The sequence below is a fragment of the Thermoanaerobacter sp. CM-CNRG TB177 genome, from assembly GCF_018588165.1.
GTDB lineage: Bacteria > Bacillota > Thermoanaerobacteria > Thermoanaerobacterales > Thermoanaerobacteraceae > Thermoanaerobacter > Thermoanaerobacter thermocopriae.
The window spans coordinates 42,240-56,063 of record NZ_JAFCAC010000029.1 but is presented as its reverse complement, the minus strand read 5'-3'; the positions used below and the strand labels follow the sequence as shown (position 1 = coordinate 56,063).

12 protein-coding genes and 3 pseudogenes are annotated in these 13,824 nt (G+C 32.9%); 13 read left to right on the top strand and 2 right to left on the bottom strand.

Annotation, left to right across the window (positions count from 1 at the left end; genetic code table 11):
- Positions 1 to 315: 315 nt before the first annotated feature.
- The 8 genes and pseudogenes from I4N53_RS01935 to I4N53_RS01910 all read left to right on the top strand — a co-directional run bounded on the left by I4N53_RS01935 (position 316) and on the right by I4N53_RS01910 (position 7,956).
- On the top strand, positions 316 to 1,665 hold the full coding sequence (locus tag I4N53_RS01935; RefSeq protein ID WP_214495460.1) for a radical SAM/SPASM domain-containing protein: 1,350 nt from the start codon (positions 316 to 318) through the stop codon (positions 1,663 to 1,665).
- A 60-nt stretch (positions 1,666 to 1,725) separates the two neighbouring features.
- Positions 1,726 to 1,923, top strand: a complete 198-nt coding sequence (locus I4N53_RS01930) for a hypothetical protein (RefSeq protein WP_214495459.1) — start codon at positions 1,726 to 1,728, stop codon at positions 1,921 to 1,923.
- A 98-nt stretch (positions 1,924 to 2,021) separates the two neighbouring features.
- Entirely contained in the window at positions 2,022 to 2,771 is a 750-nt protein-coding gene (locus I4N53_RS12610) for a S41 family peptidase (protein WP_370623294.1), read from the top strand.
- Positions 2,772 to 2,873: 102 nt separating this feature from the next.
- Positions 2,874 to 3,338: a S41 family peptidase gene (locus I4N53_RS12605; protein WP_370623293.1), complete on the top strand. Its 465-nt coding sequence runs from the start codon at positions 2,874 to 2,876 to the stop codon at positions 3,336 to 3,338.
- Between the two features lie 40 nt (positions 3,339 to 3,378).
- Complete coding sequence (locus tag I4N53_RS01920; protein WP_214495458.1) at positions 3,379 to 3,540, top strand: hypothetical protein; 162 nt, start codon at positions 3,379 to 3,381, stop codon at positions 3,538 to 3,540.
- A gap of 407 nt (positions 3,541 to 3,947) precedes the next feature.
- Positions 3,948 to 4,094: pseudogene (locus I4N53_RS12600) on the top strand (peptidase S41); the annotation flags it as partial.
- Positions 4,095 to 4,211: 117 nt separating this feature from the next.
- Positions 4,212 to 5,861: an ABC transporter ATP-binding protein gene (locus I4N53_RS01915; protein WP_214495457.1), complete on the top strand. Its 1,650-nt coding sequence runs from the start codon at positions 4,212 to 4,214 to the stop codon at positions 5,859 to 5,861.
- Between the two features lie 369 nt (positions 5,862 to 6,230).
- Positions 6,231 to 7,956 (top strand): annotated as a pseudogene (locus I4N53_RS01910) (ABC transporter ATP-binding protein).
- A gap of 214 nt (positions 7,957 to 8,170) precedes the next feature.
- Here the strand turns inward: I4N53_RS01910 and I4N53_RS01905 are convergent.
- On the bottom strand, positions 8,171 to 8,488 hold the full coding sequence (locus I4N53_RS01905) for a glycoside hydrolase family 30 beta sandwich domain-containing protein (protein WP_370623292.1): 318 nt from the start codon (positions 8,486 to 8,488) through the stop codon (positions 8,171 to 8,173).
- Between the two features lie 118 nt (positions 8,489 to 8,606).
- On the opposite strand from I4N53_RS01905, the pseudogene I4N53_RS12595 reads away from it, so the two are divergent.
- Positions 8,607 to 8,678: pseudogene (locus I4N53_RS12595) on the top strand (AraC family transcriptional regulator); the annotation flags it as partial.
- 60 nt (positions 8,679 to 8,738) lie between these two features.
- A complete protein-coding gene (locus I4N53_RS01895) occupies positions 8,739 to 10,736 on the top strand; it encodes a S9 family peptidase (RefSeq protein WP_214495456.1) in 1,998 nt (665 codons plus the stop codon).
- A 35-nt stretch (positions 10,737 to 10,771) separates the two neighbouring features.
- Here the strand turns inward: I4N53_RS01895 and I4N53_RS01890 are convergent, their stop codons facing one another.
- On the bottom strand, positions 10,772 to 11,410 hold the full coding sequence (locus I4N53_RS01890; RefSeq protein ID WP_003871308.1) for a DUF1614 domain-containing protein: 639 nt from the start codon (positions 11,408 to 11,410) through the stop codon (positions 10,772 to 10,774).
- A 147-nt stretch (positions 11,411 to 11,557) separates the two neighbouring features.
- On the opposite strand from I4N53_RS01890, the gene I4N53_RS01885 reads away from it, so the two are divergent.
- The 3 genes from I4N53_RS01885 to I4N53_RS01875 are packed head-to-tail and all read left to right on the top strand — an operon-like array spanning position 11,558 to position 13,740.
- Entirely contained in the window at positions 11,558 to 11,785 is a 228-nt protein-coding gene (locus I4N53_RS01885; RefSeq protein ID WP_003871309.1) for a DUF896 domain-containing protein, read from the top strand.
- 20 nt (positions 11,786 to 11,805) lie between these two features.
- On the top strand, positions 11,806 to 13,233 hold the full coding sequence (locus I4N53_RS01880; RefSeq protein ID WP_214495455.1) for an aspartate aminotransferase family protein: 1,428 nt from the start codon (positions 11,806 to 11,808) through the stop codon (positions 13,231 to 13,233).
- 21 nt (positions 13,234 to 13,254) lie between these two features.
- Positions 13,255 to 13,740 carry a thioredoxin family protein gene (locus I4N53_RS01875; RefSeq protein ID WP_214495454.1) on the top strand — a complete coding sequence of 162 codons (486 nt, stop codon included), beginning with the start codon at positions 13,255 to 13,257 and terminating at the stop codon, positions 13,738 to 13,740.
- Positions 13,741 to 13,824 lie beyond the last annotated feature (84 nt).

Below are 13,824 nucleotides of genomic sequence, written 5' to 3'. Positions count from 1 at the left end.
CCAGAATCAATTCGGGTTGAAATTGTTTAACTTACCATATATTATATAGGTAAGAGAAGGAAAAATAAAGGGAGTAGGGAGAGAATAGTTACTCTTTTACTGCATTCATGGTGTCTTAGTGTGATGGGAAGTGTCGAAAGTATAGGACCAATGGGAGAAAAGGATATAATAGATTGGCATTCAGTAGTTGTAGATAAGTAAAAAGATGCAAAGCCAAGATAGATTTCAAGCAGACTGAAGGCACATTTTAAAACTTTTATGTAAAAAGTTTTTGAGATGGGCTCAGCATAAAAATTCTTTAAGGGGAGAGAGAAAATGAAACCGTCTAGATATAACTTTTTCTTTGACTTTCCTGAAGAGCTGGAGAAAATAGTAGCTTATAATTCAAGAACAGGAGCTTTAGCCTTAATGGAAAAAAAGAATTACGACAAGTATAAAAATTATGTGGAAAAAGGCATTCCAATTGATGACAGTAAATTAATAGAGGACTTGAAAAAAGGGCAATTTCTCATAGATGACAATGTTGATGAACTTCAGCTATTACGTTTCAATCTCTGGCGGAGTAGATTTAATGACAAAAATTTGGGTTTAACTATTGCACCTACACTAGGGTGTAATTTTGCCTGTGTATACTGCTATGAAAAGGACAATCAGAAAGATGTATTTATGAGTGAAGAAGTACAAGATAAAATAGTTGAATATATAAAGCGGCAGATGAAGTTTTTGCAGAGTGTAAATATTATTTGGTATGGAGGAGAACCGCTGTTGGTTTTTGACATTGTCAAAGATATGTCAGAAAGAATTATAAAACTCTGTGATGAAAACGAAGTTATATATGATGCATTTATTGTGACAAATGGGTATAACTTGACGAGGGAAGTAGTGGAACAGTTTAAGAACTTGCGATTATCATTTATACAAATAACATTAGACGGTCCCCAGGATGTACATGATAAGAGACGACCTTTAAAAAGTGGAGGGGGGACTTTTGAAAAGATACTGACCAACATAGAAGAAAATATTGATATAATGCCAAATGTTTCCTTGAGGATAAATATAGACAAAGAAAACGTAAACAGAGTTAATGATATATTAGATGAGTTAGAAAAGAGAGGATTAAAAAATAGACTTAGCGTTTATTTGGGATATATAGAACCTACAAATGCTTGTTATGTACCAAATAAATGCCTGTCTATGCATGAATATTCTAAGGTTACTTATATGTTTGAAAAAGTGTTAAAAGAAAGAGGTTTTTTAAATAATTTAATGCATAAGTACCCCTATTTAAGATACAATTTTTGTGGAGCAGACAGGGTAAATTCAATGGTGATAGACCCGGAAGGATACATATATAAGTGCTGGTCTGATATAGGGATGGAAGAGTATAGAGTAGGGAATATATTGGACGACAAGTCCTTAGTTTCTTTGAACATTGATAAGTACATGGAATATCTTCTTTATGATCCCACGATGGACGAAATGTGTATTGATTGCAAGCTACTGCCAATTTGTATGGGAGGGTGTCCAAGGAGGAGAATAGAAAGAATGCCAGAAAGATGTGGAAATTATAAATATGTTTTAGAAGAGTATTTGAAGGATATAGCAAAAGAGCTATTAGAGAAAAAAACAGGAAAAGGTTTAAACCATGATGTTTTAGGGGATTAATCTTGATTAGAATGTGCGCACATTCTATATAAAGGATGAAAAGAAGGGAGGTGGAAGGAAATGGAATATTTGATAGAAGGGTATAATAAAGAAATTGGCAATGAGTTCCCTAGTAATATTCTTCCTATAGCACCTTGTTGTGATTTAACAAGAAATTTTGGAGAAATACCAGGTCCCTGTGTGTGCTGGGGTCCATATTGTTGGGGACAGATATGCCGTCCTGTAAAATTGGAACCCTATTATGAAGTAAGAAAGTAAAAAGTAAATTGTTGTGTTAATAGCGATGCATCTGGAACTTTTAAGTTTTAGATGCATCGCTACTTTTAAAAATTATAAGTGAAAGGATGGATATATTCTTGAGCAGAAGGTTACCTATTTTAATGCTTACTTTGGTATTTTTAGCAATCATATTCTTCGGTACACATATTTTTTTGAATACACAGCTTAATTTATATCAGCCATGGGGACTTACAGAAAGACAGAAAATAGAAGACTTTGAATATATGTACGACATTCTAAAAGACAATTATGCGCATTTTTATGAAGTAAAAAAGATGTATGGTTACGACTGGCTAGAGCATAAGAAAAAATTTAAAGAAAAGATAAAGAAAACGAAAAATAATTTGGAATTTTATTATGCATTGAATGATATTCTATTAAAATTACATGATGGTCATACACGTGTTTTAGATCCAGGGACTTATAAATATCTGTTGGAGTCAGTGAATTTGAAACCTTATGAAGATATACTTAGAAAATCGGAAAGTTCCTATAAAATGTGGGAGAAGATCTTTAAAAATGCACATGAAGAGAGTAAACTAGAAGATTACTTTTCTCGAACAAGAAAAAAAGAAAACGTTGTGACAGAAATTGTAGTACCTGGAAAAGTTGCTTATTTGAAAATCTACTCTTTTTTAATTGATTATCACAAAGAAGGAGAGGAATACAAAAAAGAAAGAGAGATGATATACGATTTTTTGAAAAGTATAAAAAATTACCAATATCTTTTCATAGATATTAGCGATAATAAAGGAGGTAATGGTCAATATTGGTTAGAAGCTATAATAGGTCCCTTAAGAGATAAGTTAAAAGGAGTAGAAAACTAATCGATAGAAGAAATTTTTCTTGTAAGAGGCGGTGACTATGTTGTTAAAATCCTTGAAAATTTTGTACCGGATTTAAAAAATAATACAATAGATAAACTTCCTATGTATAACTTGCTCCCGATGGAAGTAAAAAAGAGTTTTAGATATTATCTGACTATGAAGCATACGATAAAAGATTTTGAAAAATATCTTAAAGATATAGATCCTGTAGGTTTTAATGGTAAGATATTTTTGGTAATTAGCAGAGCGACTTGTTCAGCAGCAAATGACTTTGCAAAATTTTGTAAAGAAACAGGTTTTGCTACATTAATAGGTGAGAGAACTACGGGAGATGGAGGTTGGTTTATGCCAGATATTATGTGCCTTCCTAACAGCGGGCTAATTGTGAGATTTGACGGAGCAATGATTATAAATCAAGATGGTACTTCATATTTTGAAACAGGGACTATACCAGATATAGAAATAAAAATGATTCCTAAAGACCCATTTGAAAAAGACGAGGAACTAAAACAAAAGATATTGGAAGTAATTAAATCGTTAGAAAGTGAGGAGAAGGGTATTAAATGAAATTAAAAGGGATAAGGAATTTATTCAGTAGCTACAAAATTTGCTGAATTTTGTAAAAAACAGGTTTTTGGTAGGAAGAAATACTCTAGGATATGGTTCACTGATATCATATATGAGACTTCCTAACAGTGGATTAATTGTAGGATTTGAGTATGGAACCTTTTTAAATGAAGACGAACGACCTATTTTGAAACAGGTATAGTGCCGGAGATAGAGATAGAAATGGCTAAATTTAGATACAGCGATCCTAATGTTAAAGGAGAGCTTTTAAAACGAAAGACAGAGGAGATAATTAAAGCTTTAGAAAATAAGGAAAAGAATTTTTAAGAATACATGAAAGAACTGATCGACATGAGAATATTTAGATTTGTTAAAAAAACAATTTATTACAAGGTTGGTTACCTGAGAAAATTAAGAAGTTTAGTACCCGTGCTCAAGTTAATTTCCAACTATGAAGTAAGAAAATAAATTGTTATGTTAATGGCGATAAATCTGAACTCAAAAGTTCTAGATGCATCACTATCCTTTAAGAATTATAGATAAAAGGATGGATGTATTTTTGAGGAAAAGGTTAACTGTTTTGATAGTTATTTTTGTATTTTTTTAGCAATTACATTTCTCAGTACCCATACCTTTTTAAATACACAATTTAATTTATGTTGGTCAAGGGAATTGACAGAAAAACAAAAGATAGAAGACTTTGAATACATGTACAACATTTTAAAAGACAATTATGCTCATTTTTATGAAGTGAAATAATCTGGCTATCCAGAAGTAAAAGCCGAAATACTGAAACAAAAGACGGTGGAATTAATTAAATCTTAGAAAAAGAAAAAAGGCAATTTCTAAAAAAATGCAAGAGAGTTGATCAATATGAAAATATTTAACTTTGTTAAAAAATTTATATTTAAGTACAAAAGCTCCCTGGCAGTATTTCTGTTTTTTAGTATCATTGGATGGCTCATGTCAATTATAGTGCCTTACATTACAGGTAATTATATTGACCTTCTATTGCAAAGTAAAGATTTCAAAGTAATTTACGATTTTACAGCAAAGATAATATTAATTGGTATAGTTACTATAATTAGTTCTTTTATAATGAACTATACCTATGTTAAAATTCAGACCAAATCAGCGATAGACTTGAACTTTTGTGCACTGGAGCACGTGACCAGATTGCCTATTTTTTATTTCAAAGGAGTGGACAGTGCATATCTAAATCAAAGAATAAACTCTGACAGCAATACAGTAGTTTCTTTTGTATTAGCCAATATGCTGGATATTCTTACTAATGCTTTAACTATTATTTTTCTTGCCTATATTTCCATGAGAATAAATGCCAAATTAACTTTAGAATTAATGGCTCTAATTCCATTATATATATTTTTTTACTTTGTGTTTAAAAAACCTCTATATATACGAGGCTATGAATTAAAAGAAAAACAAAACGAATTTTTTTCAAAAATGAATGATAATTTGCAAAATGTAAAAGTTATAAAACTAAATGCGACTTTTAAGGAAGAAAGGGAAAGATTAAATAGCACATTTGAAAAAATGTTTAATTCTTTACTGAAGTATACAAAAGTTTCTTATCTTTTTAATAGCAGCAATTCAATGGTGACTACTATTGCAAGGGTAATAATATTTTTTGTTGGCGGAATGGAAATAATAAATGGAAATTTAACAATAGGAGATTTTACGATAATTAGTAGTTATTTTTCGATGATGATAGGAAGTGTAGGATACTTTTTAAACTTGGGTAAGTCATATCAGGATGCTTTAGTTTCCTACGATAGATTAAGACAAATATTAGATGAGCCCCAAGAGATAAATGGTACTATCAGATTAGAAGGGATAGACACTATTGAGCTTAGAAATGTTTCCTTTGCTTATGACAATTCTAAGGAAATTATACACGATTTCAATTATGAATTTAAAAAAGGAAAGATATACTGCATTGTTGGAGATAATGAAGCTGGCAAAAGTACTCTCATCAATGTAATCCTTGGGATTTTAGTAAATTACTATTCAGGTGAGATATATTACAATTCAATAGAACTTAAGGAACTAGACATGTATTACATAAGAAGGAAAATTATTGGAATTACTGAACAGGAACCAAAATTAGTTAATGACACAATTATCAATAACTTAATATATGGGGTGGAGGTTTACGATTATAAAACTATTGATAAACTGCTAAAAGATTTAAATGTAAATATAGATAAATTTCATGAAGGATTAAATACGAAACTAAATGAAGCCTCCAGCAACATTTCAGGAGGAGAAAAATTAAAGATAGCGATTGCCAGGGCATTTTTAAAAGATCCAGATGTTATAGTGTTAGATGAGCCCACGTCTGCCTTAGATGTTGTTAGTATTGAGAAATTAAAATCTATGCTAACAGCACTCAAGAAGGAAAAAATAATTTTAATTGTTACTCATAATCAAGAGTTTTTAAATATAGCGGATGAAGTGATAGATTTAAATAGAATTTCTAAAGAGATGGAGTGTTTGGTGTAAGAAGATGTCAATATAAGTATAGATGGCTTTTACATTTGGGTTGTAGTTGAAATTGTAACTTACAGTTACAAAATTAAAATTTTTCACTGGCGATATATGAAGAAATGAGAAAAATGGAGGAAAGTATGGATAAGTTCACCAAAATGAAATATCAGGAAAATTTATAGACATTTTTGCTATTTTACTGGGAGAGATAAGAATGTTAGGATAAAATTGAAAAAGTTGTGGCTTTATTGATGATATTCACTTTTTTGTTTGGGATACTGACATATATGGCGCAACTTCAGCTTGTATAAAAAACGAGTTGTCTTAATTTAAAGGGGAAAGTTTAATTTGATATTGCAACTTTATTCCAGGGAGGGTATATAAATGGAGACAATAAAGAAATACATCTTAAAGTATAAGTTTTTAATTCTGGTAAACGCAATACTTGTAATTTTTGTATCAGCCCTTAAAGCCTTACTGGCGATACTTTTTAAAATAATTGTTGACACATCAGTTGGAAATTTAAATTACAGTATTTCTGCTTTAATATGGTATTCAGTAGGGTTTTTAATAGCAGTATTTACAGCTGAAACCTTGTCAAAGGCAGCTTCGGCAGCTTTTAACAAGAAAGTGCTGATAGACTACAAACAATCCATTATAGAAAGCTTCATAAACTCTAGAAGAAGAAAAATCACAAGTTCAGAATTGATATCTTTACTTAGCAATGATGTGAGGATGATAGAGAATAATTACTTAACAAGTCTGATTAGCATTATGGAAGACATTTTACTATTTGTTGTGTCTTTATATTTGATACTTCGAATAAACGTTTATCTCACTATAGTCATTTTCATTTTTGGCTGGGTTCCAGTGATTGTGCCTCAGTTTTTCACAAAAATAAATCAGGAACTAAAGGGGCAGTACCTTAAAAAGCTTGAAAGGTTTACCACCAGGATAAAAGAGATGGCTCAGGGATTTGAAGTAATAAAAGCTTTTAACATTGAGAATAAAATCCTCAATATGGCATCAAAAGATAACAAAGATGCAGAAATGGCAGGGTATAAATCCGATGCATTTCAAGGATTTCAAGGAGCTTTATCTATTGTGTCAGGATTTGCGATGTTTTTTGTAAATATTCTCGTAGCCACATATTTGGTCTTAAGAGGTTACATAACAGTAGGTTCTATGATTGCCGCTGTACAACTTATGAACTACATAGTAAATCCTTTAGTTTATACATCTGTATATATAACAAAGATGAAGTCTGTGAAGAAAATGGCAGATAAAATACAAAAAGAAGTGATAGATGTAAGCGAAGAGGAAGTCTCACAGGGAGATAAACCCTTTGAATTTAGAAATTCGATGGAAATCAAAAACCTAACCTTTTCCTACGATGGGAAGAGGAATGCTTTGTCAAACATAAACATAAAGCTTGATAAAGGCAAAAAGTATACATTAGTTGGAGAAAGTGGATGTGGAAAGACCACGCTACTTAGAGTGCTATTAAATCACATTACAGATTATGATGGGCAAGTGCTCATTGATGGAATAGATATAAGAGAATTTGACCCTGCTTCCTATTACAGGAAAGTTAGTATTATACAGCAGGATGTCTTTATGTTTGGTGACACATTAAAGAATAACATTTGCCTTTACAGTGAATGCAGTGAAGAAGAACTCAATGAGGCATTGAGACAATCTGGTTTAATTCAGGTTGTTGAGAAACTTCCCAAAGGACTCGATACAATAGTAGGAGAAGGGGAAGTAGAGCTATCAGGAGGAGAGAGAGAGGATAGCAATTGCAAGAGCACTAATCAAGAAAGCGGAAATACTGCTGATAGACGAAGCTACGGCGGCTTTAGATAAAGTTACGGCGAGCGATATAGAGAGGACGCTTATAAATTTAGATGCGACAGTACTTGCTGTAACCCATAAATTGACCCCAGAGATACTGAAAAAGTATGATGAAATATTTGTAATGAGAGATGGAGAAATCATTGAAAGAGGCACATTGGATGAACTATTAGATAAGAGGGGGTATTTCTATTATATGTACAATTATGGGATTGATGAGAAAAAAGAGATGGAGGCTTCAGAAGAAGCTGTATAAAAATTTTGTGTGAAATACCAGAGAAATGAAAAAGAAAGATTTATAGTTTAAAATGAACAGCTCATAAAAAATCGAAATGCTGTGAAAATGAAAATGTTCAAAAATATATCCAGAAGATGAGAAAATAAGACAGAGGGTGTTGAAAGTAATTGAATCATTAGAAAGTTAAGGCACCAATTAGATTGATTTTGGATTGGTGCCTTATTCTTTCTACTTAAATTACAAAAGTCTCAATAGACCTCTTAATAGAAGGTGCATTATAAAGCGTATTTCCTGTGTTAATGAGTATATCACTGTCTTCTTCTGTCTTATTCATCACTACCACAATTATTTTCCCATCAGGGGTTTTGGCTGAAAGGATTTCTAACCTTAGATCGTTGGTTTCAGGTCTTATTGTTTTTGGCTCGGACTTTATGAATTTGGGAAAATGCCCTATATAGTAGTAGGAACTTTGGTAAAAAATTTCTTTTTTCTCTGTATCCACAATGATAGGAGCATCGCAGTAGTTTTTGACGTGATTAGGTCCTCCCATTGTATCTAATACTATATTTCAGCCAAAAAAGCCGATTGTGTAGTTGTTAAAATCGCCTATTATTTCATGGGCATAACTTTCACCAAGATTCCAGGAACCTAAGTTTACTCCTGGAGATGAGAAATATTTTTCACAGATATTTAAAAAGTACACCGGTCTTACTCCAACGCAGTACAGGGACAGCCTTTAGGAATTTTTGTGTTTTTGTGCTATAATAATTTTGAAAACATTTTATTAGGGGGCGTTTTTAATGGAGAAGTTACAATTAGAAGATTTTACAAAATTTAAATTTTTGTCAGGATTAAAATATTCGCCAAGTGGTAGCTGTGCAGCATTTGTGGTACATAGAATAGACGTTGAGGAGAACAAGTATTTGTCTAACATATGGGTTTTGGATACAAAGACTAAAAAATATTTTCAGCTGACTTCCTTTAATGAGGAGAGAGGATTTGTATGGCTTGACGATGATTACGTACTTTTTGCAGGTAGCAGAAATCCAAAGGACAAAGAAAAGGCAGAAAGTGGAGAGGAATTTACAAAGTACTACAAGATTAATATACATGGAGGAGAAGCTGTTGAGGCTTTTGTGATACCTAAAAAGGTTACAGAGATTTTGCCTGTTGATGACGATACTTTTCTCTTGATTGCACTTTATAATGTGAATAAAAAGGATTTGGAGGGTTTGAGTGAGGAGGAGAAGAAAAAAGAGCTTGAAAGGAGAAAAGAGGAGAAAGATTACGAAGTATTTGATGAGATTCCTTTTTGGGCGAATGGCAAAGGAGTCATCAATAAAGACAGGGGAAGGCTCTATGTTTATAAATTAAGTGATAATAAATTGCAGCCTATAACAGATGAATACACTGATGTGTATTCTTTAAAGCTCAACAAAGATAAGACAAAAGCTGTGTTTATAGGAAAAAGTTATAAGGATAAAATGCCTTTGACAAGTGATGTTTATATATACAATTTAAAGGTTGGAGAACTTAAGAAAGTGAATAAGGATTCAGATTTTTCCTATAGGTATGTGGATTTTTTAGGAGATAAGATAATATGCGCTGGAACAGATATGAAAAAATACGGTATAAATGAAAACAGCAAATTCTATGTTTTGGAAGAGGAATCAGGCGAAAGAAGGTGCATAACCCCTGAGCTCGATATGAGTTTAGGAAATTCTGTAAACTCTGATGTGAGGTACGGTTCAGGCTTTAGTTTTAAAGCAGAAGGAGATTATTTGTACTTCATATCTACAGAGAGGTACAGTGCTTATCTTAACAGGATAAATTTAGAAGGGAAAATAGAAAAAGTGATAGAAAAAGATGGATCTGTGGATATGTTTGATGTATGTGGCGATGATATTCTTTTTATCGGTTTTAGAGGATTAAAGCTACAAGAGCTCTATGAGTACAAAGACGGGCAAGAGATACAGATTACTGACTTTAATGAATGGGTGCAGAAGGAAAAGAAACTTTCAAAGCCTGAAAGAGTAGAAGTAGAGATAAGACCAGGTCATTTTATAGATGGTTGGGTTATAAAGCCTATAGACTATGAAGAAGACAAAAAATATCCTGCAATATTGGATATCCATGGAGGACCTAAAACTGTATATGGGGAAATTTATTTTCACGAAATGCAATACTGGGCAGCAGAAGGGTATTTTGTGTTTTTCTGCAATCCTAAAGGAAGCGATGGAAGGGGCAATGAGTTTGCTGATATAAGAGGTAGATACGGCACAGTAGATTATGAGGACATAATAAAATTTACAGATTATGTGCTGCAACACTACAAAGACATTGATTCTTCAAGAGTAGGAGTAACAGGTGGTTCTTATGGAGGATTTATGACAAACTGGATTATAGGCCACACAGATAGATTCAAAGCAGCTGTTTCTCAAAGAAGTATATCTAATTGGACAACAGAATTTGGAACGACAGATATAGGTTATTATTTTGTTCCTGACCAAATAGGAGGAACTCCATGGGACAATTTTGAAAAGTATTGGGAACATTCGCCTTTAAAATACGCAGATAGAGTAAAAACACCTACTTTGTTTTTGCATTCAGATGAGGACTATAGATGCTGGATGGCAGAAGCTTTGCAAATGTTTAGTGCTCTTAAATATTTTGGTGTGGAATCAAGACTGGTACTTTTCCACGGTGAAAATCATGAGCTTTCAAGAAGTGGCAAGCCTAAACATAGGATAAGAAGGCTTAAAGAGATAACAGAGTGGTTTAATAAGTATTTAAAGTAAAATAAAAACACCCCACTTTCACAGTAGGGCGTTTTTTAAGCTAATAAAGCGGCTACTACACCTACTAAAAAGATTCCATCAAATATACCTGCGCCTCCTATACTTATGGCATGAGAGGTTAAATCTTTAAAGTGAGGCAAATTTAAAAGGTCTGCTCCAATTAATGTGCCTAAAACTCCCGAGATATATGCAACAGGTGCTGCATTGTGGGGAGATAATAAAATTGCAGAGGCAGCTGCCACAAGAGGCGGTATAAAGGCAGGGAGGGTAATGCCTACTCCTTGTACAGGTTTAGCTAGTGCTTTTGCTACAATTGTAACTATTATAGTAGCTATTATAGTTGGGAGTAGTGGTGCTCTCGGCAAAAGGTACAAACTGAGAATGACGGGAACTACAGCTCCCCCTACGTTTACTGCAATTACTTGCTCTTGCACTCGTGGGGGATAGTAAAAAAGGAATGGGGAAAAATACCGCTCTTCTTCATGGACAATAATTTTTTTTCGAGATATAGGAATGTTGATCACACTTCCTATTAAAGATAAACTAAAAACAAAAACTGCCATTTGGGGAGATAATCCCAATTTTGCAAAAGAAAAAGTTGTTGCCTGCACAAAAAATGTAAATATCAAAAAAGGAAACAACAATATTAGGGAAAGTATCCAAATTAAAGGCATTACAAAAACCTCCTTAAATATTTGCTACTATATTGTTATAATATCATAAAAGTGATGGTCATATCCATTACTTTATAAAAATTCTTTTGTTTTTTGGGAAAAAGGAATATAATATATTTGTCAAAATTTATTCGACGAGGTGAAGCAATGATAACAAAAGAGATGATAGATAGAATAAATTTCCTTTATCACAAATCACAAACAGAAGGACTGACTGAAGAAGAGAAGGAAGAGCAGAAGAGGTTAAGGCAAGAATATGTTAAGGAAATACGGGAAAGGGTTAAAAGAGAGTTGGATAGTATTAAATATGCTGAAAATAGTTGCAACCATTGTGGACATGACCATAATCACCATCATCACCACCACAGACATTAAAGATAAAGGAGAGATGAAAAATGTATGAAGGAACAAAGGGGAAAGTGAAAGACGACATTCCAGAATATATCACTTTAGAAGAGGCACTTACTTTGAACAAAAATCAAGTCAGAGAAAATTACAAAGAATACATAAATTCAGTGTTTGTCTCTATGCTTTCAATGCTTCAGTTTGATAAACTTTTTGTAAGAGCTAAAGGAGTTTCAGTATGGGATAATGAAGGAAATGAGTATTATGATTTTTTAGGAGGTTATGGTGCTTTAAATTTAGGGCATAACCCCGATGAGGTTATCGAAGCTGTAGAAAAAGTAAAAGATATGCCTAATATATTGCAAGCGGCTATTGGAAATTTGCCGGGGGTTCTTGCTCATAATCTTGCAAAAGTGACACCAGGGAATCTTAAAAGGAGCTTTTTTTGTAACAGTGGTGCAGAAGCAGTAGAAGGAGCTTTAAAACTTGCTAAAATTGCTTCAGGGAAACAAAAAATAGTTTACTGCCAAAACTCTTTTCACGGCAAATCCATGGGTGCCCTTTCAGTGACGGGACGAGAAAAATATCAAAAGTATTTTAAACCACTTGTGCCGGAGACAGTTCCTATTCCATTTGGAGATGAAAAAGCTTTGGAGGAAGCTTTGAAAGGTAGAGATGTTGCTGCTTTTATAGTAGAGCCTATCCAAGGGGAAGGCGGAGTTATCGTTCCTCCTGAGGGATATTTGAAAAAGGTAAGAGAGCTCTGTACTAAGTATGATGCTTATTTGATTTTAGATGAGGTGCAAACTGGGTTTGGAAGAACAGGAAAAATGTTTGCATGTGAGCACGAAGGAGTAGTTCCAGACATAATGTGCCTTGCGAAGTCTTTAGGTGGAGGAGTTATGCCTATCGGTGCCTATATAACCACAGAGGAGATATGGCAAAAAGCTTATGGGACTATGGAAAAAGCTCTTTTACATACTTCTACTTTTGGCGGTAATACCTATGCTTGTGCAGCTGCGATTGCTTCAATACAAGCTATTATAGAGAAAAAGCTTCCTGATGCTGCAAAAGAAAAAGGTGGATACTTTTTAGGTCGACTGAAAGAATTAAAAGAAAAACATCCAAAACTTATAAAAGATGTTAGAGGAAAGGGGCTTTTAATAGGAGTAGAGTTTAATCAACCAGAAGGTGGACTTCTTGACAAGATTTCTGGAGGAGCTATCTCAAAGTTTTCAAGTGAATATCTCGGCTCTTTAATTGCTGGAGAGCTTCAAAATAAACACAGAATTATAACGGCTTACACTTTGAATAATCCAAATGTAATAAGATTAGAGCCTCCTTTAATTGTGACAAAAGAGCAAATTGACAAAGTTGTAGATGCTTTAGATGAGATTCTTACAAGGAATAGTAGCTTTTTAGGTATTACTGTTTCTGGAGCTAAAACAGTTTTAGGGTCATTATTTAAGAGGCAGTGATTGAAAGAGGTGAAATAAATTTTGAGAGAATTGTTTGAAAAAGGAATAACTTTTGAGGAATTTGTAAAAGAATCGGAGGAGAACATTGCTAAAAGAATAAAAGAGAGATATGAAAAGACAGTTTTAGATGAAGACTTGATAGAGAAAATAAAATTTAAAGATGAGATAAATATTTTGGCATTTGCTGAGAGTTGGTGTCCTGATTCTCAAGTTAATGTGCCTATAGTTGCAAAAATCGCAAGTTATAATAAAAATTTTAAACTGAGAATTTTAAAAAGAGAAGATAACGAAGAGCACATGAAACCTTATTATATAGATGGTAAAGCTAAAATACCCACTTTTGTATTTATGAATAAAGATTTTAAAGAAATTGGTCATTGGATTGAAAGGCCTGAAATAGTAAAAGAACTTGCAAAAAGTGGAGAAGGAGAGTGGAAAAGAGATTATCTTAAAGGGAAATATGATAAAAACATAATTGAGGAAATTGTTAATATTTTGTCCCGGTAATTGTGCCGGGTTTTTTAAATTCGTTTAATTTATTAAGCTTTTAAACGAAAATTAATAGTAAAGGGAGATAATAAAGTTAATCGG